The organism is Kitasatospora sp. NPDC058444, assembly GCF_042721415.1.
Lineage (GTDB): Bacteria > Actinomycetota > Actinomycetes > Streptomycetales > Streptomycetaceae > Kitasatospora.
In genome coordinates this window covers 1-23,811 of record NZ_JBHXLL010000076.1, presented here as the reverse complement: position 1 = coordinate 23,811, position 23,811 = coordinate 1, and the positions used below count along the sequence as shown (strand labels likewise).

Annotated in this window: 20 protein-coding genes; 9 read left to right on the top strand and 11 right to left on the bottom strand. The window is 74.3% G+C overall.

Annotated elements, in window-relative coordinates; translation table 11 throughout:
- Positions 1–164: 164 nt before the first annotated feature.
- From ACFWP2_RS38875 to ACFWP2_RS38865, 3 genes are all read right to left on the bottom strand, one after another.
- Complete coding sequence (locus tag ACFWP2_RS38875; RefSeq protein ID WP_380460734.1) at positions 165–821, bottom strand: HAD family hydrolase; 657 nt, start codon at positions 819–821, stop codon at positions 165–167.
- 47 nt (positions 822–868) lie between these two features.
- A complete protein-coding gene (locus tag ACFWP2_RS38870; RefSeq protein ID WP_380460732.1) occupies positions 869–1,378 on the bottom strand; it encodes a DUF6912 family protein in 510 nt (169 codons plus the stop codon).
- A gap of 135 nt (positions 1,379–1,513) precedes the next feature.
- Positions 1,514–2,677, bottom strand: a complete 1,164-nt coding sequence (locus tag ACFWP2_RS38865; RefSeq protein WP_380460730.1) for a patatin-like phospholipase family protein — start codon at positions 2,675–2,677, stop codon at positions 1,514–1,516.
- A 333-nt stretch (positions 2,678–3,010) separates the two neighbouring features.
- Between ACFWP2_RS38865 and ACFWP2_RS38860 the strand changes: the two genes are divergently transcribed.
- Complete coding sequence (locus ACFWP2_RS38860) at positions 3,011–3,475, top strand: Rv3235 family protein (RefSeq protein WP_380460728.1); 465 nt, start codon at positions 3,011–3,013, stop codon at positions 3,473–3,475.
- Positions 3,476–3,594: 119 nt separating this feature from the next.
- Here ACFWP2_RS38860 and secA read toward each other — a convergent pair whose 3' ends face one another.
- Positions 3,595–6,357, bottom strand: a complete 2,763-nt coding sequence (gene secA, locus ACFWP2_RS38855) for a preprotein translocase subunit SecA (protein WP_380460726.1) — start codon at positions 6,355–6,357, stop codon at positions 3,595–3,597.
- 266 nt (positions 6,358–6,623) lie between these two features.
- Here secA and ACFWP2_RS38850 point away from each other — a divergent pair, with 266 nt between their 5' ends.
- The gene (locus ACFWP2_RS38850) at positions 6,624–7,181 is read left to right on the top strand and encodes a GNAT family N-acetyltransferase (RefSeq protein ID WP_380460723.1); all 558 of its coding nucleotides are present in this window, start codon (positions 6,624–6,626) and stop codon (positions 7,179–7,181) included.
- Positions 7,182–7,279: 98 nt separating this feature from the next.
- A complete protein-coding gene (locus tag ACFWP2_RS38845) occupies positions 7,280–8,488 on the top strand; it encodes a winged helix-turn-helix domain-containing protein (RefSeq protein WP_380460721.1) in 1,209 nt (402 codons plus the stop codon).
- A 12-nt stretch (positions 8,489–8,500) separates the two neighbouring features.
- On the opposite strand, the gene ACFWP2_RS38840 is transcribed toward ACFWP2_RS38845, so the two are convergent.
- Together ACFWP2_RS38840 and hpf are read right to left on the bottom strand one after the other, a co-directional pair.
- Positions 8,501–9,253 carry a response regulator gene (locus ACFWP2_RS38840; RefSeq protein ID WP_380460719.1) on the bottom strand — a complete coding sequence of 251 codons (753 nt, stop codon included), beginning with the start codon at positions 9,251–9,253 and terminating at the stop codon, positions 8,501–8,503.
- Positions 9,254–9,481: 228 nt separating this feature from the next.
- On the bottom strand, positions 9,482–10,177 hold the full coding sequence (gene hpf / locus ACFWP2_RS38835) for a ribosome hibernation-promoting factor, HPF/YfiA family (RefSeq protein WP_360345830.1): 696 nt from the start codon (positions 10,175–10,177) through the stop codon (positions 9,482–9,484).
- 370 nt (positions 10,178–10,547) lie between these two features.
- Between hpf and ACFWP2_RS38830 the strand changes: the two genes are divergently transcribed.
- Positions 10,548–11,294: a ComF family protein gene (locus ACFWP2_RS38830; RefSeq protein ID WP_380460716.1), complete on the top strand. Its 747-nt coding sequence runs from the start codon at positions 10,548–10,550 to the stop codon at positions 11,292–11,294.
- A gap of 74 nt (positions 11,295–11,368) precedes the next feature.
- On the opposite strand, the gene ACFWP2_RS38825 is transcribed toward ACFWP2_RS38830, so the two are convergent.
- Genes ACFWP2_RS38825 through mtrA form a run of 3 tightly spaced genes read right to left on the bottom strand, consistent with a single transcriptional unit; the run spans position 11,369 to position 16,020 of the window.
- Entirely contained in the window at positions 11,369–13,261 is a 1,893-nt protein-coding gene (locus ACFWP2_RS38825) for an LpqB family beta-propeller domain-containing protein (RefSeq protein ID WP_380460714.1), read from the bottom strand.
- The gene (gene mtrB / locus ACFWP2_RS38820; RefSeq protein ID WP_380460712.1) at positions 13,236–15,341 is read right to left on the bottom strand and encodes an MtrAB system histidine kinase MtrB; all 2,106 of its coding nucleotides are present in this window, start codon (positions 15,339–15,341) and stop codon (positions 13,236–13,238) included. The genes ACFWP2_RS38825 and mtrB overlap by 26 nt, the downstream gene beginning before the upstream one ends.
- A 1-nt stretch (position 15,342) precedes the next feature.
- Complete coding sequence (mtrA, locus tag ACFWP2_RS38815; RefSeq protein ID WP_030247322.1) at positions 15,343–16,020, bottom strand: MtrAB system response regulator MtrA; 678 nt, start codon at positions 16,018–16,020, stop codon at positions 15,343–15,345.
- Positions 16,021–16,338: 318 nt separating this feature from the next.
- Here mtrA and ACFWP2_RS38810 point away from each other — a divergent pair, with 318 nt between their 5' ends.
- The 5 genes from ACFWP2_RS38810 (at position 16,339) to ACFWP2_RS38790 (ending at position 21,958) form a co-directional block, all read left to right on the top strand.
- The gene (locus ACFWP2_RS38810; protein ID WP_380460710.1) at positions 16,339–17,544 is read left to right on the top strand and encodes a hypothetical protein; all 1,206 of its coding nucleotides are present in this window, start codon (positions 16,339–16,341) and stop codon (positions 17,542–17,544) included.
- A gap of 5 nt (positions 17,545–17,549) precedes the next feature.
- Positions 17,550–18,251, top strand: a complete 702-nt coding sequence (locus ACFWP2_RS38805) for a DUF4129 domain-containing protein (RefSeq protein ID WP_380460708.1) — start codon at positions 17,550–17,552, stop codon at positions 18,249–18,251.
- Entirely contained in the window at positions 18,248–19,504 is a 1,257-nt protein-coding gene (locus ACFWP2_RS38800; protein ID WP_380460706.1) for a DUF4350 domain-containing protein, read from the top strand. The genes ACFWP2_RS38805 and ACFWP2_RS38800 overlap by 4 nt, the downstream gene beginning before the upstream one ends.
- Positions 19,501–20,511 (top strand): AAA family ATPase, encoded by a 1,011-nt coding sequence (locus tag ACFWP2_RS38795; protein ID WP_380460704.1) that lies wholly within the window; start codon positions 19,501–19,503, stop codon positions 20,509–20,511. Before ACFWP2_RS38800 ends, ACFWP2_RS38795 begins: the two co-directional genes overlap by 4 nt.
- A 136-nt stretch (positions 20,512–20,647) precedes the next feature.
- Complete coding sequence (locus ACFWP2_RS38790; protein WP_380460702.1) at positions 20,648–21,958, top strand: DUF58 domain-containing protein; 1,311 nt, start codon at positions 20,648–20,650, stop codon at positions 21,956–21,958.
- A gap of 25 nt (positions 21,959–21,983) precedes the next feature.
- Here ACFWP2_RS38790 and ACFWP2_RS38785 read toward each other — a convergent pair whose 3' ends face one another.
- Entirely contained in the window at positions 21,984–23,141 is a 1,158-nt protein-coding gene (locus tag ACFWP2_RS38785; protein WP_380460736.1) for an RNA polymerase sigma factor, read from the bottom strand.
- An 8-nt stretch (positions 23,142–23,149) separates the two neighbouring features.
- Positions 23,150–23,557, bottom strand: coding sequence for a YciI family protein (locus tag ACFWP2_RS38780; RefSeq protein WP_380460700.1), 408 nt, complete (start codon positions 23,555–23,557; stop codon positions 23,150–23,152).
- Between the last annotated feature and the right edge of the window lie 254 nt (positions 23,558–23,811).

The window sequence follows — 23,811 nt, the reverse complement described above, 5'->3', positions numbered from 1 at the left end:
GGCGTGGGGGGGTCGGGCGGCTGGGGCGGGGGGGGGGGGGGGGTGCCCCCCCCCCCCGCCCGGGGGGGGGGGCCCCCCCGCCCCCCCCCCGGGGGGGGGGGGGGGGGGCCCCCCCCCCCCCCCCCCGCCTCCGGGGCCCTGGAGCAGGAGGGCCCGGGGGGGGTTCAGCCCGTGATCCGGCCGGCCAGCTCGACCGCCTCGGCCAGGCTGTCCACCACCGGGACGCCGACCGGCTCCAGCTTCTCCCGGGTGTGCGAACCGCCGGTGTAGAGCACCGCGTGGGCGCCCGCGCCGAGCGCCGCCAGCGCGTCGTCCGCGGCGTCGCCGATCAGCACCGTACGGGCCGGATCCACCCGCTCGCCGAGCGCGGCCAGGTGCCGGGTCAGGTGCTGCGCCTTCTGGCCGCCGGACGGGCCGCTGCGGCCGTCCACCCGCAGGAAGCCGCCGGTCAGACCGAAGGTCTCGACCAGCGGGACCAGCGCGTCGTGCTCGTACATCGACAGCAGCGACTGGCTGTTCCCGGCCTCCCGCCAGCCGTCCATCAGCTCGCGCACGCCCTCGGTCAGCCCGCAGGCGGAGCTGAGCTCCCGGTAGCGGTCGTGGAACGCGTCGTCGAGCCGCAGCCACTCCTCCGTGGAGGGCATCCGGCCGAGCAGCCGCTCGTAGAACCGCGGGATCGGGATCTCGTACTGCTCGCGGTACTCCTGGAGGCTCATTGGCCCGACGCCGATGGTCGCGAACGCGGCATTGCTCGCCCCGAGCACGGCCTCCATGTCGTGGAAGAGCGTGCCGTTCCAGTCCCAAACGATGTGAGTGCGCACAGGGTGAAACGGTAACCCGACCGGGTGACACGCCGGTAGGACGGACCTCACGCGAACAGGGAGGGGATCTCCTGGGTCGCGTACCAGAGCAGGTCGTGGTCCTCGGCGCCGTCCACGGTGAACTGGGCGTCCTGGTCACCCGCGTCGGCCGCGACCACCGCCGCCACCGCCGCCGCGACGTCCGTGACCACCTCGTCGTCGGCCACGTCGGCGTGCACCGCCGCCGCCTTGGCCAGCCGCACCGGGCCGGCCAGCACCACCCGGCCGAGCGAGGCCTGATCCTGGTACTCGTCCCCGGGGAACGGCCGCACCGACGCGTCGGCCACGTCCAGCGCCACCACGACCCGGCGGCGCGGGGCCTGCGGGTCGGCGGCCAGCAGCCGCAGCGAGGACTGCGCGGCCCGGTTCAGCGCCGCGTACTCCAGCTCCTCGAGGTCGTCGCTGACGTACCACTCGCGCAGCGCGGGCGTCACGGCGTACGCGGCGGACTGGTCCAGGGCGCCGCCCTCGTGCGCCTCCGCCAGGCCGGTCAGGGTGGTGGGCACGTACACGCGCATCGGTGGCACTCTCCGGTTCGTCCAGCGGGGTTCGTCCAGCGGCACGGCACCTCCAGCGCCGCCCCAAGACTCCAGCGCCCCAAGAATAGGCGCCGCCGGGCGGGCCGTGATCACCTCCGGTCCCGGGCCGGGCGCTCACCGCCGCGGCCGCAGCGCCTCCCGGCTGGTGCGCAGGGCGCTCTCCAGGACGGCGCCGCGCCGGGCCGGGTCCATCAGGTTCGGGCCCATCACCGCGAGGTCCGCCAGGGTCGGCGCGAGCAGCCGCACCCGGACGCCCTCGGCCCGCAGCAGCGCGGCCTCGCGCAGCAGCTGCCGGGTGACGGCCCGGCGGTAGCGGCTCACCAGCTGGGCGAGCACACCGCGGGGGCGGTCCCGGGCGCGCCACTCGCGCAGGGCGGCCAGGGCGTCGCGGCCGGGCCGGCCCCGCTGCCTGGCCCGCTCCGGCCGCGGGTCCAGCCGCAGCCCCATCGGGGCGAGCACGTACACCTCGTCCAGCCCCCGGCCGAGCATCAGGTCGGCGTTGGTGGCGGACCAGCAGCCGCCGTCCACGTACGCCGAGCCCTCCAGCCGCACCGGCACGAACCAGCCGGGGATCGCGCAGGAGGCCATCACGGCGTCGGGCACCGGGACGGCCGGGGCACCCGGGTCGCCGAAGACGACCCGGCGGCCGCTGCGGTAGTCCACGGCCACCACCCGCAGCGGCGATCCCCCGCCGCCGGGCTCCGGCCGACCGCCGGCGTCGGGCGGGCCGCCGAGCGGGCCGCCGGTCGAGCCGCCGTCGCCGGGCAGGTCGCCGGGCAGGCTGCCGTCGCCGAGCAGGCCGCGCACCAGCTCGCCGACCGGCGCCAGCGAGCCCCGGCCGTGCGGTGCGATCGCCGAGACCATGGTCAGCAGCGGGTACTCGCGCGGGTGCCGGACGGCGTCGCGCAGCAGACCGGGCGAGCCGATGCCGGCCCGCGGGCGGGGCGGCAGCGCGCCCCCGACGGCGGTGTCGTAGTCGAAGGCCACCCCGGCCAGCGGCCCCTCGGTGATCGGCAGGCCGCGCTGGTGGTCCCGCAGCTGCTCGGGGCGGACGCCGCCGGCCAGCATCGCGGCGAGGATCGCGCCCGCCGAGGTGCCGAGCAGCACGTCGGCCTCGCCCGGCTGCCGCCCGGTGGCCTCCTCGACGGCGCACAGCGCGCCGACCGTCCAGGCCGCGCCGAGCATCCCGCCGCCGCCCAGCACCAGGCCGCGCCGGGGTCCGTCCGCGGCGGGCACGGCGGTGCCCGCGGCCGACTGCGCCGCCACCCGTGTCGTCATACCGGCTGCCCCTCGTCGTGGGAGCCGACCGTCCGCTCCCGGTCAGGGTCCGATGGTGCGCTCCGGTCCGGTACGGCGCAACGCGGCGGCCGGGCGCCGCCACCCGGTCCGCCCAGTCGGAGCGTCCCCTTTCGGGCCGTACGGTCCGTCCCCGCACGTCAACCGGACGCCTTCGAGCGGCCCGCCCGGCCCGGCGCCGCACCGGCCGGTTCACCCGGATAGGTGGATTCGGCGGCCCGCCCCGGCACCCCGGAAACCCGTTGCCGCCCCGCGAGGGACGCCCCCAGCCTGGACCCGTCCGTACCCGCACCACCCAGCCGAGGAGCCACCGCCGTGACCGTCCGGTTCAGCGCCCACCTCACCGCCCGCCCGCACCGCCGTCCGCGCGACGCCGGTACCTGCGACCCGGCAGGCCGCCGGCCGCGCCACCCGCGCGCCGCCTGCGCCGCCGCCCCCGGGTCGGCCCCCGGGCCCGCCTCCGGGGCGCTGGCCGCCCGGTTCGCCCACCAGCTGGTCGAGGTGCTCACCGGCGCACGGCCCTCCGGCCAGCTGATGCGGCACACCAGCCTGGACGGCTACGGGCAGCTCGCCTCCCTGGTCCGGGCCGGCGCGCTGCGCCGCGGCGGCCCCGCCGACCGGCCCCGGCTCGGCCCGGTGCACGACCGCTCGCCCTCCCCCGACGCGGTCGAGGCCTGCGTGCGGGTCGACCTCGGCCGGCGCCACCACATGGTGGCCTTCCGACTGGAGCAGCGCGGCCCGGCCGGGCAGTGGCAGTGCACCGCCGTGGAGGCCCGGTGAGCACCCCGCCGCGCCCCCGGCGGCACGGAAGCCCCCGGCGGCACGGAACGGCGCAGGGCGCCGTCCCGGTCCGGGAACGGCGCCCTGCGTGGCGTCCTGGCTGGTGTCAGGCGGCCGGCTCAGCCCTTGCGGCGGCGGCCCTTGGCCGACTTCGCGGCCTTGCGGCGCTCGGCGCGGGTCAGGCCGTCGCCCTCGTCCTCCGGCGCGAGGTCCTCGAAGTCGCCCTCGATGACACCGCCGCCGACCTCGTCCGAGGGGGCCGTGTAGTGCAGCCGCTGCGGCTTCGGGGCCTCCAGGCCCTTGGCCTTGATCTCCGGGCGGGCGGCGTCCTTCTCCAACTTGTCGAGCACCACCTGGGCGTCCTCGACCGGGACCTCCTCGACCTGCTGCTCGACCTGGACCTCCAGGTTGAACAGGTAGCCGACGGACTCCTCCTTGATGCCCTCCATCATCGCGGTGAACATGTCGAAGCCCTCGCGCTGGTACTCGACCAGCGGGTCGCGCTGCGCCATGGCCCGCAGGCCGATGCCCTCCTGGAGGTAGTCCATCTCGTAGAGGTGCTCGCGCCAGCGGCGGTCCAGCACGGACAGCACGACCCGGCGCTCCAGCTCGCGCATGATCTCCGCGCCCAGCTGGTCCTCGCGGGCGCCGTACTGGCCCTGGATGTCCTCCTGGATGGACTTGATCAGGAACTCGGGGGTCAGACCGGCGCGGCCGCCGGCCTCCTCCTCCAGCTCGTCCAGGTCCAGGGTGACCGGGTAGAGCTGCTTGAGCGCCGTCCAGAGCTTGTCCAGGTCCCAGTCGTCCTCGAAGCCCTCACCGGTGGCGGCCCGGACGTACGCCTCGACGGTGTCGTCCATGAAGTGGCCGACCTGCTCCTGGAGGTCCTCGCCCTCCAGCACCCGGCGGCGCTCGCCGTAGATGACCTCGCGCTGGCGGTTGAGCACCTCGTCGTACTTGAGGACGTTCTTGCGGATCTCGAAGTTCTGCTGCTCGACCTGGGTCTGCGCGGAGGCGATGGCGCGGGTGACCATCTTGGACTCGATCGGCACGTCCTCGGGCACGTTGGCCATCGAGAGCACGCGCTCGACCATGCCGGCCTTGAACAGGCGCATCAGGTCGTCGCCCAGCGACAGGTAGAAGCGGGACTCGCCCGGGTCGCCCTGACGGCCGGAACGGCCGCGCAGCTGGTTGTCGATCCGGCGGGACTCGTGCCGCTCGGTGCCGAGGACGTAGAGGCCACCGGCCTCCTTGACCTCGTCCTGCTCGGCCTTCACCGAGGCCTTGGCCTTCTCCAGCGCGGTCGGGAAGGCGGCCTCGTACTCCTCCGGGGTGTCCGTCGGGGTCAGCCCGCGCTGCGCCAGCTCGGCGGCGGCCAGGTGGTCGGCGTTGCCGCCCAGCATGATGTCGGTGCCGCGGCCGGCCATGTTGGTGGCGACGGTGACGGCGCCCTTGCGGCCGGCCTGCGCGACGATCTGCGCCTCGCGCTCGTGGTGCTTGGCGTTCAGCACCTCGTGCGGGATGCCGCGCTTGCGCAGCTCCTGCGACAGGTACTCGGACTTCTCGACCGACACGGTGCCGACCAGCACCGGCTGGCCCTTCTCGTGCTTCTCGGCGATGTCCTCGACCACGGCGGCGAACTTGGCCGGCTCCGACTTGTAGATCAGGTCGGGCTGGTCGATGCGCAGCGGCGTCTTGTTGGTCGGGATCGGCACCACGCCGAGCTTGTAGATCTGGTGGAACTCGGCGGCCTCGGTGGTGCCGGTACCGGTCATGCCCGCGAGCTTGTCGTACAGGCGGAAGAAGTTCTGCAGGGTGATGGTGGCCAGGGTCTGGTTCTCGTTCTGGACCTCCACCCCCTCCTTGGCCTCGATCGCCTGGTGCATGCCCTCGTTGTAGCGGCGGCCGGCCAGGATGCGGCCGGTGTGCTCGTCGACGATCATGACCTCGCCGTTCATCACGACGTAGTCCTTGTCCCGCTTGTACAGCTCCTTCGCCTTGATGGCGTTGTTCAGGAAGCCGACCAGCGGGGTGTTCACCGACTCGTAGAGGTTGTCGATGCCCAGGTAGTCCTCGACCCGGGTGACGCCCTCCTCCAGGACGCCGACGGTGCGCTTCTTCTCGTCGACCTCGTAGTCCCGGTCGATCTTCAGGCGCTGCACCAGCTTGGCGAAGTCGGCGTACCACTTGGTCGCCTGGTCGGCCGGGCCGGAGATGATCAGCGGGGTGCGGGCCTCGTCGATCAGGATCGAGTCGACCTCGTCGACGACCGCGAAGTAGTGGCCGCGCTGGACGAGTTCGTCCTTCGACCAGGCCATGTTGTCGCGCAGGTAGTCGAAGCCGAACTCGTTGTTCGTGCCGTACGTGATGTCCATCCCGTACTGGCGCTTGCGCTCGACGGGCGTCATGCTGCCCAGGATCACGCCGACTTCGAGGCCCAGGAAGCGGTGCACCCGGCCCATCCACTCCGAGTCGCGCTCGGCGAGGTAGTCGTTGACGGTGATCAGGTGGACGCCCTTGCCGGTCAGCGCGTTCAGGTACGCGGGCAGGGTGCCGACGAGGGTCTTGCCCTCACCGGTGCGCATCTCGGCGACGTACCCGTAGTGCAGGGCGGCGCCGCCCATCAGCTGGACGTCGTAGTGCCGCTGGCCGAGCACGCGCTTGGCGGCCTCTCGGACGGTGGCGAACGCCTCGGGGAGGATGTCGTCCAGGCTCTCGCCGTCCGCGAGCCGCTGCTTGTACTCGTCGGTCAGAGCGCGCAGCTCGGCGTCGGTGAGGTTGACGAAGTCCTCTTCGATGGAGTTGACCTGGGCGGCAATCCGCTGCAGCTTGCGAAGGATCTTGCCCTCGCCGGCGCGCAGGATCTTGTCGAAGACGGACACGTGAGCGGGCTCCTTGCCTGTATTGGCACTGGACGACTGCACGGCGGGTTCACCCCACCGCACGGGCCATCGTATGCGAGGAGTCCAACCCCCCGGGAGGTGCGTCAGCACGGTATTCCCGTGTCACCCCCGCGGGCACATGGCCTGATAGCACCGTCCACCGGGGCAAAACGGTCGGCGGGCCGGAGAGTTGGCCGCCCGCCGGGCTCGCGGAGCGGCGGAATAATCGGATGCCCGCCTTCCTCACCCGGCGAAATAATCCGCATATGGAAGAAACCAGCACCGAACCGGTCACCCTCACCACCGAGCGGCTCGTCCTGCGCGCCCCGCAGGAGTCCGACATCGACGCGGTCTTCGCCGCGTGCCAGGACCCGGAGATCCAGCGCTGGACCGTCGTTCCGTCGCCGTACCGGCGCGAGGACGCGGAGTTCTTCGTGCGCGATCTCGCCATCGAGGGCTGGCGCACCGGAGCGAACCGGATCTGGTGCGTGTTCGAGCGCGAGTCCGGCGCCCTGGTCGGCTCCCAGGGGCTCGTCCTGCGCGCCCACGACCCGGGCTCCGCCGAGATCGGCTGGTGGGCCGTGAAGGAGTTCCGCGGCCGCGGCTACACCACCGAGGCCGCCCGCGCCGTCTCCCGCTTCGGCCTGGTCGAGCTCGGCCTGCGCCGCCTGGAGTGGCAGGCCTACGTCGGGAACGAGGGCTCCCGCGCGGTCGCCACGAAGGCCGGCTACCGCTTCGAGGGCACCCTGCGCTCGTACGCCGAGCAGCGCGGCACCTTCCACGACGCCTGGATCGCCTCCCTGCTCCCCTCCGACCTGGCCTGAGCCCGCGCCCCGCCCCTGGCCGGGCCCCGGCAGGCCCCGGCGGGGCCCGGCCAGGGGCCGGATCCGCAGTGTCAGTGCCCGGCACTACGCTCGCCGGCATGACCGCCGCTGCCTCCCGCCCCGCCCCCGTCGCCGTCCTCAGCGCGGACGACGCCCGCCGGATCGCCCTGCGCGCCCAGGGCCTGCTGGGCGCGCCGGACCGGCGCGGCGGGGTGCGCGGGGTGCTGCGGCACCTGGGCGCCGTCCAGCTGGACACCATCTCGGTGCTCGCCCGCTCGCACGAGCTGGTGCCGTACGCCCGCCTCGGCGCGGTCGGCCGCCCGGCCGTCGAGGCGGCGTACTGGGGCGGCGGCACGAGCTTCGAGTACTGGTCGCACGCCGCCTGCGTGCTGCCGGTCGAGGAGTGGCCGCTGTTCGCCTTCCGGCGCCGCCGCTACCGCGACCGCGGCCACCTCTGGGGCCACCAGGTCACGCCCGAGACCTACCGCGCCGTGCTCGACAAGCTGCGCGCCGAGGGGCCGTTGACCTCCACCGAACTGGGCGGCGCCAAGCGGACCGCCGAGTGGTGGGACTGGTCCGACACCAAGATCGCGGTCGAGCGGGCACTGGCCTTCGGCGACGTGGTCTGCACCGAGCGCCGGAGCTGGAAGCGGGTCTACGCACTGGCCGAACAGGCCATCCCGGACGCCCTGTTCGGGCAGGAGCGGTCGGACGAGGAGTGCGTGCGCACCCTGGTCGCCCAGGCCGGCGCCGCGCTCGGCGTGGCCACCCGGGCCGACCTGCTGGACTACCACCGGCTGCGCGCCGAGCAGTTGGACCGGGTGCTCGCCGACAGCGGGCTCGTCCCGGTCGAGGTGGCCGGCTGGGGCCCGGACGGCGCCCCGGCCCCGGCCTGGGCCGACCCGGCCGCCCTCGCCACCACCCCGCGCGGGCGCCACCGCACCACGCTGCTCTCGCCGTTCGACTCGCTGATCTGGGACCGCCCCCGCACCGAGCGGATCTTCGGCATGACCCACCGGCTGGAGGCGTACACGCCCAAGCACAAGCGGGTGCACGGCTACTTCGCGATGCCGCTGCTGACCGGCGGCCGACTGGTCGGCCGGGTCGACCCGGCCCGCGAGGGGCGCACCCTGGTCGCCCGGCAGGTCTCACTGGACGGCCCCGGAGGCGGCGACCGGAACGTCGAGGCACTGGCGACGGCCCTGCGCGAGGCGGCCGCCTGGGTCGGCTGCGACGAGGTGCGGGTCGGGGCGCTGCACGACGAGCGGCTGCGCCCGACCCTGGAGAAACTGCTGACGGACCGCTAAGCCCCGCCCGGTTCACCCTATTTCGAGGATCTTCTCCCGCATCGCGTAGACCACGGCCTCCATCCTGGAGTGCAGCTGGAGCTTCTCCAGGATGTTGCGCACGTGGTTCTTCACGGTGTTCTCGCTGATGAACAGCTCCTTGGCGATCTCCCGGTTGTTCATCCCGGTGGCCACCAGCTTGAGCACCTCCAGCTCCCGGTCGGTGAGCCGGGGCGCCGGCACCAGGTCCCGGTCGTCGGAGCGCCGCTGGATCATCGACTTGAACTCGGTGAGCAGCTTGGACGCCATCGAGGGGCTGATCTGCGACTGCCCGTCGGCGACGGCGCGGATCGCGGTGGCGACCTCGTCGGTGGAGATCTCCTTGAGCAGGTAGCCGGTGGCCCCCGCCTTGATCGCCTCGTAGAGGTCGGCCTCCTCGTCGCTTATCGTCAGCATGATGATCTTGGTGCTGGGCGCCACGTCCTTGATCGCCGTGCAGGCCTCGATCCCGCTGCGGCGCGGCATCCGGACGTCCATGAGGATGATGTCGGGCAGCAGGTCGGCGGCCTTCAGCACGGCCTCGGCCCCGTCCCCCGCCTCGCCGACGACCTTGATGTCCGGCTCCTCCGCGAGGACGATCTCCAGCCCGCGGCGGAACAGCGCGTGGTCGTCCACCACGAGGACGCGGATCGGCTCACTCCGGCGCGGCCCGTACGCGGACTCCTCGTCCGCCCCCAACGGCAGCCCTGGCCCGATCCCGGGCCCCAGCCCGAAGTGATCCCCCATCCGCTCCTCCCCCTTCGCGGGTCGTCGTGCGCCAATCATTCCACGCCCCGAACCCGTCACGGTCACCCTCCGATGCCGATCGCCCCGCATCGGGTGACCCCTCCCGCCGGGCGCCTCGACCCGCCGGACGCGCGCCCGAACGCCGGACGCGCCCGAACACGCGCCCGAACGCCGGTGACCCCGGCGGCCACGGCCGCCGGGGTCACCCCTCCATCGCTGCTCGGACGGTCAGTCCTCGTCGTCGGACCCGCCGATCGCGCCGCCCGCCCCGCCGCCGGGGCCGGCCGCGAGGTCGGTCTGCAGGTGGATGACGCCGTAGTGGTAACCGTGCCGACGGTAGACCACGCTCGGCAGGCCGCTGTCCTTCTCCACGAAGAGGTAGAAGTCGTGGCCGACCAGCTCCATCTCGTAGAGCGCCTGGTCCAGCGCCATGGGGGCGGCCGGGTGCGTCTTCTCCCGGACCACCAGCGGGCCTTCGCCCTCCACTTCCAGGGATCCCATCATGGTCTTGCGGACGGCGCCGTTCGTCTCGCCCTCCGGCGCCGTCGTGTCCGGGAGCGCGGCCAGGGCCGCGGTCGCCTCGGCGACGCTGATCGGGGTGCGGCCGTTCGCGCCGCCCTTGTGCACCCGACGCCGGTCCGCGGACTTGCGCAGCTGCGCGTCGAGCTTCGCCGAAGCCAGGTCGAGCGCCGCGTACGGGTCCCCGGCGGCGGCTTCGGCCCGGATCACGGGGCCGCGGCTGCGGAGAGTGATCTCCACCCGATCGGAGCGGTCGGCCTGCCGCGGATTGTGCTCCTTGGACACCTCGACGTCGAGGCTGATGGCCTTGGCGTCGAACTTCTGGACCTTCTCCAGCTTCTCGGCCACGTGCTCGCGGAACCTCTTGGGCACCTCGGTCTTGCGGCCCTTGACGACGATGTCCACGCAGAACTCCGATCCCTCGTGCTGACGCCGATCCGGGTGCTACCGGACCGGACTGAGACCCAGCTGGACCAGCCCATCCACTGCCGGCCCCCCGCCCCCCGCCGCCAGCGGCGGGAAACGACTGGCCCTCACCTCACTTCCTCCCCACCAGGGACGTTTGAAACCCCCTGGGCCTTATCGAACACCTCACACGGGTTTTTCGCCTCCCCAGGCGATAAGGAGGGTATGACCCGATACTGCGGTCGGGCGGTCAAGCTGGTGCACCCTGTCTACCCTCTCGTGGGTGAAGTAAGGGTAAATACCTGGACAACGCCCCCCATACGGCGGATCCTGTGCTGACTCTCCGTGCCTGCCGCCGCCAGGAGCAGCCGTGCCGACGTCCCCCTCCGCCACCCGTCCGCCGTCCGTCCGAGCACCGTTCGGCCACGCACTGGCCGGGCTGCTGGACGTCCTGCTGCCCGTCGACTGCGCGGGCTGCGGCAGCGAGCGCACCCAGCTCTGCCCGGCCTGCCGGCACGTGCTGGCCACCGCCCGGCCGGCCCCCACCCTGCTGCCCTGGACGCACGCCGCCGCGCCGTACACCGATCCGGTCCGGCAGCTGCTGCTCGCCCACAAGGAGCGCGGCACACTGCGGCTGGCCGGGCCGCTCGGCGAGGCCCTCGGCCGGGCGGTGCGCTCCGCCCTGGGGGCACGGGCCGGTGCCGCGCCGCTGCTGCTGGTCCCGATGCCCTCGGCCCGCTCGGCCGTCCGCGCCCGCGGGCACGATCCGACGCTGCGGCTGGCCGGGGCGGCCGCCCGCGCACTGCGCCGGGCCGGCCTGGACGTCCGGGCCGCGCCGCTGCTGCGGCACGCCCGGCCGGTCGCCGACCAGGCCGGGCTGAACGCGGCCGAGCGGCGCCACAACCTGCACGGCGCGCTCACCGTGCTGCCGCGCGCCCGGACCGGGCGGACGGGCCTCGCGGGCCTGGCGGGCCTGGCGGGCCGTCACCCGGTGCTGGTGGACGACCTGGTGACCACCGGGGCCAGCCTCGCCGAGGCCGCCCGGGCGCTGGCCGACGCCGGCCTGCCGGCCCGGGCCGGCGCCACGGTCGCGGCCACGGTGCACCCGGCCGGCTGACCGCCGCCACCCCTGCCACCGCGACGGCCCGCGCGGCGGACGCCGGTAAGGCCCGCGCCCGCCCGGACACGCCGTCAGCCCGCGTAGAAGAACAACTTCGGCTTGTCGATCAGCGAGGCTTCCCGCCACTGGTGGTTGACCAGGCGGAAGGCCTTGGTCTCGCTCGGCTTGCCGTCCGCCTGCTTGACCTCGCCCATCGCGAGCACCGGTGGCGCCTGGGTCAGGCTGTCCCCCCGGGACTCCGAGGCCGCGACGGTCGTCATGCTCTCGGCGCTCTGCAGCTGGGTGTCCGTGCTCTGCGAGCCGTCGGTGCTGATGAAGTACAGCTGCTGGGTCCGGTCGGCCTCCTTGCCGAGCACCAGCAGCTGGTCGGCCTCCGCCCAGGACACCGAGGCGACATCGGTGAGCGTGGGAGCGGCCTTGCGCACTCCGTTGATCGTCACGGTGGGCGCCTGCGGGGTGCCGCCGTGCACCACCCGTCCGAACACCAGCGAGCGGGCGGCCACCCCCGGCGACTTGACCACCAGGGCGACCCGGACACCGTCCGAGGAGATCTTCAGCGCGTGCACGGTCTGCCCGGGCGTGAGCCCCTCGACCGACACGGTGTACGGCTTGGCGCCGCGCACCATCATCACCCGGGGGCTCTGCTTGTTGCGGTCCACCACCCAGAGGTCGCCGCGGCCGTCCCAGCTGGGCGAGGCGAAGCCGTCCTCCTTGTCGCCGCCCTTGGCCGTCGAGCTGAGCACCGGCTCGCCCATGGCCACCGCGCTGTCCGACAGCGGCACCGAGTAGACCTGGTGGCCGTCCTCGCTGATCGCCGCGGCCTGGGTGCCGCTGCGGCTGACCGCGACGGCGCCGAGCGGCGGCTTGGTGTTCGACTGCGGCTTGCCGAGGACGCCGCGGACCGGATCGCCCGGGCGCCCCTCGTCGGTGGACACCAGGGACCCGTCGGCGCGCTGGTAGTACTGCATCGGGGGCGTCGGCCCGGCCAGCGCGCCGGGGCCGGTGGGCGGCTCGTCGCCGCGGCCGACGGTGCAGGCACCGCGCTGCCCCTTCAGCTCCAGCCGCTCGACCTGGCCCTTGCCCTGGTCGGCGAGGGTGTAGAAGAGCTGGGTCGCCATCCGCCGGCAGGCCATCGGCTCGCCGAGGTCGGCCCCGCCGATCTGCACATGGGCGACCCTGCCGTCGTCGATCGCGACCCGCTCGACCCTGGCGCCGTCCGGGAACGCCGTCCGGACCACCGGCGAGAGCCACGTCGAGGGCCCGTCGGCCACCGCCTGGGCCGCCAGGGTCAGCGGGTCTATCCGGCGCCGCAGGTAGATCGGGTCGGCGACCAGCACCTCCTGGCCGACGTTCCCGGAGGCCACCGCCGACGGGTCGGGCGCGGTGTAGAAGAACCGCTCGACCTGCCGGAAGCTGTTCCGGAAGTTGGTCTCGTTCATGATCACCTCGGGCGGCAGCGTGTCGATCCGCCACTCGTCCTTCTCCCGGACGAAGGTGAAGTCGGAGGAGACGTTGTTCTGCCCGAAGACCAGCTTGAACGAGTGCTTCTCGTCGACGGAGGCGACCCACTGCCCGCTCACCGGCACCGTGACCGTGGTGTCCGCGTCGGTGACGTCCTGGCCGCTCGGGATGGTCGTGGACGAGTACACCCGGATCCCCGACTCCGGCTTCCAGTGGGCGGCGGCGTTCTCGGTGAGGTACTTGCGCGCGGTGTCGTACCCCTCGTCGGCGGTCACCGCGTCCAGGAACCCGGTCAGCAGCTCGCGCGGTTTGGCGCCGCGGCTGGGCGCCACCGGGTAGACCCGGGCCTGCAGGTTCTTGTCGGCCGAGCCCTGGGACAGCTCCACCCTGGTGATGCCGCCGGAGTCCGGCATGGCCGCGCAGCCGCTCGCCACCAAGGCGCCGAGCAGCGCGCCGACCACCGCGAGGAGCCGCGGCTCAGTCCTGTTGCTCGTCCCTCGCACGCTGCGACCCCTCCGCGTCCGTCGTCCCGCCTGTCACGTCCGGCTCCGCCGTCCGCTGTGCCACCGACGGCCGTCCGGGCGTCGGGTCCACCATGACCTGGGCGCCGGTGGTCCCGTACCCGGCGGCCGTCCACACGCCCGAGGGGTCCGCGCGCGGCCCCTCGGGAAGCCGGCGCCGGCCCAGCCCGGGGCCGATGTTCAGCACCCCGCCGAGCCCGCTGCCGAGGCTGTTGCCCACGGCCTCCGGCGTCTCCGCCTGGTCGTCGACGGCTGCCGTCGCCGTCGACCCGGCCGGGCTGATCGCCCGCCGGTACGGCGTGCCCTGCGCGCCCAGGCCCCGGTTGTTGCGGGAGTCCTCCGGCTCCAGCCGGAACGGCGCCCGGCTGATCTCCCCGCCGCGGGTGCGCGGCAGGGTGAGCCGGAAGTGCGAGCCGCCGCCGGGCTCGCCCCAGGCCTGGAGCCAGCCGCCGTGCAGGTGGGCGTCCTCGACGGCGATGGACAGGCCCAGACCGGTGCCGCCGGTGGTCCGCACCCGGGACGGGTCGGCCCGCCAGAAGCGGTGGAACACCCGGGACGCCTCGCCCGGCTTGAGGCCGATGCCGTAGTCGCGCACGCCGACCGCGACCGCGCCGTCCGCGGAGCCCAGCCGGACCACCACGTCACGGCCCTCGCCGTGCTCCAGGGCGTTGACCACCAGGTTGCGCAGGATGCGCTCGATCCGGCGGGAGTCCACCTCGGCCAGCACCGGCTCGCCGTCGCCGCGGATCACCACGGCGCTGCCCTTGGCCTCGGCGAGCGGTTCGGCGGCCTCGACCACCCGGGCGACGATCTCGCGCAGGTCGACCGGCTCGGCGTCCAGGATCGCGGCGCCGGCGTCGAAGCGGCTGATCTCCAGCAGGTCCGCGAGCAGCGACTCGAAGCGGTCCAGCTGGCCCTGGAGCAGCTCGGCCGAGCGGGCCGCCATCGGGTCCAGGTCCTCGCGGCTGTCGTAGATGAGGTCGGCGGCCATCCGGACCGTGGTCAGCGGGGTGCGCAGCTCGTGCGAGACGTCCGAGACGAACCGCCGCTGCACCCGGGACAGCTCCTCCAGCTGCCGGATCTGCGCCTGGAGGGCGTTGGCCATCCGGTTGAAGGACTCGCCGAGGCGGGCGATGTCGTCCGTCCCGGTGACCTTCATCCGCTCCTCGAGGTGGCCGTCGGCGAGCCGCTCGGAGATCCCGGCGGCCATCCGCACCGGGGTGACCACCTGGCGCACCACGACCCAGGCGATGCCGCCCATGAGGATCACCACGAACACCCCGGCGGTCGCCAGGGTGCCGGTGACCAGGTTGAGGGTGTCGGTCTCCTGGCCGAAGGAGAACACGTAGAACATCTGGTACGGCGTGCCGGCCGGGCCGACGAACTGCATGCCGAGGGCCAGCCCGGGCTCGGACTTGACGCTGCTCCCGGGCGAGCGGTGGATCCGGGTCGGCTGGTCGAACATCTGACCGGGTTCGGTGGCCAGCTTGGCCCGCAGGCTGTCCGGGATGCTGATCGGCTGGATGTCGCCCGAGTAGCGCGGCGCGAAGCCGACGGTGTCGGGGACGACGGCGCCGGTGCCGGGGGCCATCGCGATCACCGAGTAGACGGTCTGCCCGCTCCCGGCCAGGTCGTTGACCTGCCGCAGCAGCCAGGTGCCGGTCTCGTCGACGGTCGGGTCGGCGGTGCCCCGCAGCTTCTGGTCCCGGGCCTCGTCGATCTTCTTCTGCTCGACCTGGAAGCCGATCCGGGCCTGCGCGCGGGCGGCGTCCATCTTGGTGTCGAGCAGACCGGTGCGCACCTGCGCCACGACGACCACGCCCAGCACCAGGACGACCGCGATGGACGCCAGCAGGGACACCGCGACCACGCGCAGCTGGATCGACCGGCGGTAGAGCGCGGCCACCCGGTGCACCGGACGCCGCAGCTGACGCTTCACCAGTGCGACGACGGCGGAAGGGCCGCGTCGGCGACGGGTGGTCGAACTCAGCACGTCGCCGCGCACGGCCCCGGCCCCGTCGGTCGCGGAACCCGACGGGGTGTCGTCTGCCCGGTCCGTCACGTCAGCTGGGTCCGGCCTTGTAGCCGACGCCGCGGACGGTCACCACGATCTCGGGGCGCTCCGGATCCTTCTCGATCTTGGAACGCAGGCGCTGCACGTGGACGTTGACCAGACGGGTGTCCGCCGCGTGGCGGTAGCCCCAGACCTGCTCCAGCAGCACCTCGCGGGTGAACACCTGCCAGGGCTTGCGGGCCAGCGCGACCAGCAGGTCGAACTCCAGCGGGGTCAGCGGGATGCCCCGGCCGTCCCGCTTCACCGAGTGGCCGGCCACGTCGATCACCAGGTCGCCGATGGTCAGCTGCTCAGGCGTGGGCTCCTCGGCGCGGCGCAGCCGGGCACGCACCCGGGCCACCAGCTCCTTGGGCTTGAACGGCTTGGTGACGTAGTCGTCGGCGCCCGACTCCAGGCCCACCACCACGTCGACCGTGTCGGTCTTCGCGGTCAGCATCACGATCGGGATGCCCGACTCCGCCCGGATCTGCCGGCACACGTCGATGCCGTCCCGCCCGGGCAGCATCAGGTCGAGCAGGACCAGGTCGGGCTTGGTCTCCCGGAACGCGGCTAGCGCCCTGTCCCCATCCGCGACGAAAAACGGCTCAAAACCCTCACCACGCAGCACGATGCCGAGCATCTCGGCCAGTGCGGAGTCGTCATCAACGACGAGGACGCGTCCCTTCATGCGTCCATCTTCTCATTACCGGATTGTGACCTGCCGCACAGCAGTGCCAATGCTCCAGAACGGCCAACTCCCCCACCGGTGCATTCCGGCCATACCGGGCGAATGTGCCCGCCGGGAACGCCTCCGAACCGCCTCCGGACCCGTTCGGGACCCGTTCAGGACCCGCTGCGGACCGCCACCCGACCCACCGTGCGGGACCGTTGCCGATCAGCAACCGGATCGCCCTGGGGCCGATTTCCGGCCCCATGGCACGATGGGCGCTGCGCGCGGGGAAGATCCGTTCGCAGTCGCGCCCGTGACGCCCTCCGAGGAGCAGTGATGACCGACACCCCGGGCTGGGCCTCGCCCAGCTCGTCCGAGCCGCCCCGCGACGACGCCCGGCCCCCGGCCGACGCGCCCGCCGCCGTGCCCGGGCCGTCGGCACCACCGCAGGCCGCCCCCGACCGGCCCGGCCCGGCCGGCGCCCCCGAGAACGGACAGCCGTGGGGAAAGCAGTGGGGCCAGCAGTGGGGCCAGCAGCCCCCCGGCGGCCACCGCCCGTACGGCTGGGGCGCCCCGGCGAGCCCCAAGCCGGGCGTCATCCCGCTGCGCCCGCTGAGCTTCGGCGAACTGCTGGACGGCGCCGTCACCACCGTCCGCCGGCACTGGCGCACCGTGCTCTCGCTCTCGCTCGGCCTCGCCGTGCTCTCCCAGGCCGGCTCCGTCCTGGTCGACCTGCTGGTCAAGGGGAAGACCGGCGAGTCCACCCAGACCCTGCGGCTGCTGGCCGGGATGCCGCTGGAGCTGCTGCTCAACGTGTTCGCCACCGCGCTGCTCACCATCGTGGTCAGCCGCGCCGTCCTCGGCCGCTCCGTGACCGCCGGGGAGGCCTGGCGCGACGCCCGTCCCCGGCTGCTCCAGCTGCTCGGGCTGACCCTCCTCACCGCCCTGCTGGGCCCCGGGGTGATCCTGCTCGGCTTCGCCCCGATGGCCGGCTACGGCCTCGCCGGCGGGGGCTCCGACGCCCTCACCGGCCTGCTGAGCCTGCTCGGTCTGCTGACCGTGCCGGTCGCCCTCTGGCTGTGGATCCGCTTCAGCCTCGCCGCCCCGGCCCTGATGTTGGAGAAGCAGGGCGTGCTGACGGCGCTGTCGCGCTCGCGGCGCCTGGTCCGCGGCGCCTGGTGGCGGGTCCTCGGCATCACCGTGCTGAGCTACCTGCTGGCGCTCGTGGTCGCCGTGGTCATCGCGGTCCCGTTCCAGCTCCTCGGCGTGCTGCTGGGCTTCGAGAGCCTCAACGGCCAGGGCCTGCCGGACGCCGCCGACCGGGGCGTCGCCATGGTCCTGCTGATGGCGGTCGCCGGGATCATCGCCGGCACCTTCACCACCCCGTTCATCGCCGCCGTCGGCGTGCTGGTCTACATCGACCAGCGGATCCGCCGCGAGGCCCTGGACATCGAGCTCGCCCGCGCGGCCGGCCTGCCCGAGCACGGCGGCAGCGGCAGCGGCTGGGGCGCCCAGGCCGACCCGACCTCGGCGAGGCGCTGAGCCGGATGCCGAACTGGGGGGAGAGGCTGCTCGTCGCGGGCGGCGCACCGGTCACCGTGCCGCGTGACCCGGCGCGCGAGGCCGCCCGCGACGAACTGCTCGACGCGGAGTACCACAAGCACGACCCGTCCGTGCTGCAACGGATCACGGACTGGATCTACGACCACATCGCCGGCGCGCTCAACAGCATCTCCGGCGACGGCACCGACGGCACCACCGGACTGATCCTCTTCCTGATCGTCGCGGTGCTGATCGGCGCCGCGCTCTGGTGGCGCCTCGGCGCGCCCCGCCGCGCCGCCCGCACCGTCCAGGACGTGTACGGCGCCGAGGGCCCGCGCAGCGCCGACCAGTACCGGGCGGACGCCGCCGGACACGCCGCCGCCGGACGCTGGACCGAAGCCGTCCGCGAACAGATGCGCGCCCTGGTGCGCGGCCTGGAGGAGCGCACCCTGCTCGACACCCGCCCCGGCCGCACCGCCGACGAGGCCGCCACCGAGGCCGGCCGGGCGCTGCCCGAGCACGCCGCCGCACTGGCCGCGGCCGCCCGGACCTTCGACGACATCGCGTACGGCGAGCGCACCGCCGACCAGGACGCCTACCGGCTGCTGCACGAGCTCGACCGGACGCTGGAGCGCACCCGCCCGGTCCTCGCGCCCGACACCGCCGACGCCCCCGTCCCGGCCCCGGCCCCGGGAGGAGCGGCATGACCGGTACCGTCCCCACGCCCCCGCCCGCCGCCCAGGCTCCCGTCGACCAAGCGCCCGTCGCCCAGGCGCCCGCCGCCGACGCCCCGACCAGTCTCACCCCCACCACCCGCGGCCTGTGGCGCCGGACCCGCTGGTACCTGGCCGTCCTCGCCGCCCTGCTGATCGGCGCCGCCGCCGTGTCCGCCCTCGGCCAGGACCGCCGCTTCCCTCCACTGGACCCGCGCTCGTACGACCGCGACGGCGCCCACGCCGTCGTCGCCCTGCTCGAACGCCAGGGCCTCAAGGCCGAGTCGACCACCGACCCGACCGCCACCCCGGCCGGCCAGGACACCCTCGTGCTGCCCGAACCCGACCTGCTCAGCCCCGCCCAGCTGCGCGCCGTCGCCGCCGCCCGGCACCGGCGCCTGGTGCTGGTCGCCCCCGGCCCGTCCGCGCTCACCGCGCTCGCCCCCGGCATCCGGCTGTCCGACGACACGGGCGGACCGGCGTACGCCGCCCTCCGCTCCACCCCCGCGGACTGCTCGCTCACCGAAGCCGTCCGGGCCGGCAGCGCCCTGCAGGGCGGCATGCTCTACACCAGCGGAAGCCGCGGCGAGGGCTGCTACTCACGCAGCCGCGGCTACCCGCTGGTCCGCCTCCCCGTCGGGGACGGCGACCGGGACGTCGTCGTACTCGGCAGCGGAACGTTCCTGCACAACGGCGAGCTGGCCAAGGACGGCAACGCCTCCCTCGCCCTCGGCCTGCTCGGCTCGCAGCCCCACCTCACCTGGCACCTGCCCGACTACTCCGTCCCGCTCCCCGAGGACGCCCGCACCAAGACCTTCGGCGACTTCCTGCCGAGCGGCTGGCACTGGGCCGCCTACCAACTCGCCGTCGCCGCCGTGCTCGCCGCCCTCTGGCGCGGGCGCCGGCTCGGCCCGGTGGTCAGCGAGAACCTGCCCGTGGTGGTCCGCGCCGCCGAGACCACCGAGGGCCGCGCCCGCCTCTACCGGCGGGCCAGGGCCCGCGGCCGCGCCGCCGAGGCGCTGCGCGACGCCACCGCCCACCGCCTCGCCCCCGCCCTGGGCGTCCCGCTCCGGGCCGGCGCACCCGACTCCGACGCGCTCTGCGTCGCCGTGGCCGACCGGCTGCCCGACCGGCCCGCCGGGGACGTCCGGGCCCTGCTGTACGGCCCGCCCCCGACCGACGACGCCGCGCTGCTGCGGCTCGCCGACGACCTCGACGCCCTCGAAAGGCAGGTACGGAACCCGTGACCGACCAGGCAACCGCCCAGCTCCGCTCCGTCCCCGGCACGGCACCCGCTATCCCCGCCACCGACCCGCGCACCGCGCTGACCGCCCTGCGCGCCGAGATCGGCAAGGCCGTGGTCGGCCAGGACGCCGCCGTCACCGGCCTGGTCGTCGCCCTGCTATGCGGCGGCCACGTGCTGCTGGAGGGCGTCCCCGGCGTCGCCAAGACCCTGCTGGTGCGCACCCTGTCCACCGCGCTCAGCCTGGAGACCAAGCGCATCCAGTTCACCCCCGACCTGATGCCCGGCGACGTCACCGGCTCGCTCGTCTACGACGCCCGCACCGCCGAGTTCTCCTTCCAGCCCGGCCCGGTCTTCACCAACCTGCTGCTCGCCGACGAGATCAACCGCACCCCGCCGAAGACCCAGGCCGCCCTGCTGGAGGCCATGGAGGAGCGCCAGGTCACGGTGGACGGCGTACCGCGCGCGCTGCCCGTCCCCTTCCTGGTCGCCGCGACCCAGAACCCGGTCGAGTACGAGGGCACCTACCCGCTGCCCGAGGCCCAGCTGGACCGCTTCCTGCTCAAGCTGGTCCTCCCGCTGCCCGACCGCGACCAGGAGTTCCAGGTACTCGCCCGGCACGCCGCCGGCTTCGACCCGCGGGACCTCGGCGCGGCCGGCGTCCGCCCGGTCGCCGGGCCCGAGCACCTCGCCGCCGCCCGCGAGCAGATCGCCAAGCTGACCGTCTCCCCCGAGGTCCTCGCCTACATCGTCGACCTCTGCCGGGCCACCCGGCAGTCCCCCTCGCTGTCGATCGGCGTCTCCCCGCGCGGCGCCACCGCCCTGCTCGCCGCCTCCCGCGCCTGGGCCTGGCTGGCCGGCCGCGACTACGTCACCCCGGACGACGTCAAGGCGCTCGCCCTGCCCACCCTGCGGCACCGGGTCGCGCTGCGGGCCGAGGCCGAGATGGAGGGCGTCACCGCCGACTCCGTCATCCAGGCCGTCCTCACCCAGACGCCCGCACCCCGCTGACCCCGGCACGTCCCACTCCGCACCACCCGCACCACCCGGCACCGAGCCGGCACCGCACCGCAGCACCCCCGTACCGGCCCACCTCCCCGAGGCCCACGGGCTTCCGACTCACGGGCTTCCCGAAGGAGCGCACCGCATGGCCCTCACCGGGCGAACCGCCCTGCTCGCCGCACTCGGCGCGCTCGTCGTGGGCCTGCTACTGCCGTCCTGGACCGGGATCGGCCTGGTCACCGGTGCGGTGCTGATCGCCGTCGTGGTCGACCTGGTGCTCGCCGCCCCCGTCCGAAGCCTGCGGTTCGGACGGGGCGGCGACACCACCGTGCGGCTCGGCGAGCCCGCCACGGTCGAACTGACCGTCACCAACCCGTCCGGCCGCCCGCTCCGCGGCCTGCTCCGCGACGCCTGGGCCCCGTCCGCCTGGCGCCCCGGCACCGCCGAAACCGCCTCCCGACACACCCTGGCACTCCCCGGCGGCGAACGCCGCAAGATCACCACCGTGCTCGCCCCCACCCGCCGCGGCGACCACCACGCCCACCGGGTGACGGTCCGCTCGCTCGGCCCGCTCGGCCTGGCCGGCCGCCAGGGCTCGCACCTCGTCCCCTGGACGGTCCGCGCCCTGCCCCCGTTCGCCAGCCGCAAGCACCTGCCCTCCCGGCTCGCGCGGCTGCGCGAACTCGACGGCCGCACCTCCGTGCTGACCCGCGGCCAGGGCACCGAGTTCGACTCCCTGCGCGAGTACCTTCCCGGCGACGACGTCCGCTCCATCGACTGGCGCGCCAGCGCCCGCCGCCACACCGTCGCCATCCGCACCTGGCGCCCCGAACGCGACCGGCACATCCTCGTCGTCCTCGACACCGGCCGCACCTCGGCCGGCCGGGTCGGCGACGCACCCCGACTGGACGCCGCCCTCGACGCCGCGCTGCTGCTCACCGCCCTCGCCACCCGGGCCGGCGACCGGGTCGACCTGCTCGCCCACGACTCCCGCAAGCGCGTCACCGTGGCCGGCAGCTCGGCCCACGAGGTCCTGCCCGCCTTCACCAACGCGATGGCCGGGCTGGAACCCGCCCTGCACGAGACCGACATGCGCTCGCTGGTCGCCACCGCGCTCAAGCTGGCCCCGCAGCGCTCGCTGATCGTGCTGCTCACCGGCCTCGACGCGGCCCCGGTCGAGGACGGCCTGCGCCCCCTGCTGCCCATGCTCACCAAGCGCCACGAGGTCGTCCTCGCCTCCGTCGCCGACCCCCAGCTGGACGCCCTCGCCGCGGGGCGGGGCACCCTGGAGGCGGTCTACGGCGCGGCGGCGGCCGAGCAGACCCGCGCCGACCGCCGGGCCACCGCCGAGCGCCTCAGCCGCCACGGCGTCACCGTCCTGGACGCCCCGCCGGCCCGGATCGCCCCGGCCCTGGCCGACACCTACCTGGCACTGAAGGCCGCCGGCCGGCTCTGAGCCCCACTCCTCCCCCGGAGGTCGCTCAGTCGTCCCGACGCCTCCTCAACTCCGCGTTGAGCCGGGCCGCCTGACGGGTCAGATACTCGCGCTCGGCGAGGTTGGGCGCCTTGAGCGCCGCCTGCGCGTACAGCCGGGCCGCCGTCACCGCGTCCCCGTCCCGCGCGTGGAGGTACGCCGCCACCGCCGTGTACCGGGGCAGCGCCTCGTCCAGCTCCGCGAGCGCCGCCAGCCCGGCGCGCGGACCGTCGGCCTCGCCGACCGCCACCGCGCGGTTGAGCCGCACCACCGGACTGGCGGTCAGCCGGACGAGTTCGTCGTACCACTCGACGATCTGCACCCAGTCCGTCTCCTCGGCGGTGAGCGCGTCGGCGTGCAGCGCGGCGATGGCCGCCTGGGCCTGGAACTCGCCCAGCCGGTCCCGGGCCAGGGCCCGCTGGAGGATCCCGATGCCTTCGGCGGCCAGCCCGGTGTCCCAGCGGGCACGGTCCTGCTCGGCCAGCGGCACCAGCGCACCGTCGGGCCCGGTCCTGCCTGCCCGCCGAGCGTGGTGCAGCAGCATCAGGGCCAGCAGTCCCGCCACCTCGGGGTGGTCGATCACCGCCGCGAGCTGCCGGGTGAGCCGGATGGCCTCGGCCGCGAGGTCGACATCGCCGGAGTAGCCCTCGTTGAAGACCAGGTAGAGCACCCGGAGCACGGTGGAGACGTCCCCGGGCTGATCGAACCTGACGGCCGAGACGGTCCGCTTGGCCCGGCTGATCCGCTGAGCCATCGTCGCCTCGGGCACCAGGTAGGCCCGGGCGATCTGGCGGGTGGTCAGCCCGCCCACGGCACGCAGGGTCAGCGCGACCGCCGAGGAGGGCGTCAACGACGGGTGGGCGCACAGGAAGTAGAGCTGGAGCGTGTCGTCCGCACCGGCCACGGGCCCCGGCTCCGGCTCCCGGTCGACCAGGTCCTCCCGGCGGCGCCGGGCGGCATCCGACCGGGCCGCGTCCAGGAACTTGCGCCAGGCCACCGTGACCAGCCAGCCCTTGGGATCGCGCGGCCGCTCCGCGGGCCAGAGCCGAACCGCCTCGACCAGCGCCTCCTGCACAGCGTCCTCGGCCGCCGCGAAATCCGCTCCGCGGCGGACGAGGACACCGATGACACTCGGTGCGAGGCTCCTCAGCAGGGCCTCGTCCATCGGGCAGGTCACTCCGTGATGGTCGGCGGCATGGCCAGGAACGGGCGCAACTCCAGCCACTCGTGGATCGGCTTCCCCCCGGCCCCGGGGGCGGCCGACAGCTCCCCGGCCAGCTCGACGGCACGCTCGTAGCTGTCGACGTCGATCACCATCCAGCCGGCGATGAGGTCCTTGGTCTCCGCGAACGGACCGTCGGTGACCGGCGGACGCCCCTCGCCGTCGTACCGGACCCACGTCCCCTCGGGCGCGAGGGCCTGACCGTCGACGAACTCGCCGGTCTTCTCCAGCCGGTCCGCGAAGTCCTGCATGTACGTGATGTGCGCCGTGACCTCCTCCGGCGTCCACTGGTCCATCGGCACGCAGTTGACCGCCTCCGGGGCACCCCGGTAGTGCTTCAGCAGCAGGTACTTGGCCATCGTCGTCTCCTCGGATCGGAGCTTGGTGCGGACCATTCTGGCCGCGTTCACCCCGGGGACGACGCCGGGCACGGGTTCTCGACACGGCCGGCCGAGATTTTTTCGGCCCCACCGCGGCCGGCCCGGCCTGTCGGGCCTGTCGGGCCCATCCGGCCGGCTTGGTCCTAAAACGCGAAGAACCCCCATCCGGAAACCGGATGGGGGTTCTTCTGAAGAATTGTTCGGCGGCGTCCTACTCTCCCACAGGGTCCCCC

Coding starts and splice junctions, on each gene's coding strand:
- ACFWP2_RS38870 (WP_380460732.1), bottom strand. CDS start 1,378: ATGCGCGTGTACGTGCCCACCACCCTGACCGGCCTGGCGGAGGCGCAC.
- ACFWP2_RS38865 (WP_380460730.1), bottom strand. CDS start 2,677: ATGACGACACGGGTGGCGGCGCAGTCGGCCGCGGGCACCGCCGTGCCC.
- ACFWP2_RS38850 (WP_380460723.1), top strand. CDS start 6,624: ATGGAAGAAACCAGCACCGAACCGGTCACCCTCACCACCGAGCGGCTC.
- ACFWP2_RS38845 (WP_380460721.1), top strand. CDS start 7,280: ATGACCGCCGCTGCCTCCCGCCCCGCCCCCGTCGCCGTCCTCAGCGCG.
- ACFWP2_RS38840 (WP_380460719.1), bottom strand. CDS start 9,253: ATGGGGGATCACTTCGGGCTGGGGCCCGGGATCGGGCCAGGGCTGCCG.
- mtrA (WP_030247322.1), bottom strand. CDS start 16,020: ATGAAGGGACGCGTCCTCGTCGTTGATGACGACTCCGCACTGGCCGAG.
- ACFWP2_RS38810 (WP_380460710.1), top strand. CDS start 16,339: ATGACCGACACCCCGGGCTGGGCCTCGCCCAGCTCGTCCGAGCCGCCC.
- ACFWP2_RS38805 (WP_380460708.1), top strand. CDS start 17,550: ATGCCGAACTGGGGGGAGAGGCTGCTCGTCGCGGGCGGCGCACCGGTC.
- ACFWP2_RS38800 (WP_380460706.1), top strand. CDS start 18,248: ATGACCGGTACCGTCCCCACGCCCCCGCCCGCCGCCCAGGCTCCCGTC.
- ACFWP2_RS38790 (WP_380460702.1), top strand. CDS start 20,648: ATGGCCCTCACCGGGCGAACCGCCCTGCTCGCCGCACTCGGCGCGCTC.
- ACFWP2_RS38785 (WP_380460736.1), bottom strand. CDS start 23,141: ATGGACGAGGCCCTGCTGAGGAGCCTCGCACCGAGTGTCATCGGTGTC.
- ACFWP2_RS38780 (WP_380460700.1), bottom strand. CDS start 23,557: ATGGCCAAGTACCTGCTGCTGAAGCACTACCGGGGTGCCCCGGAGGCG.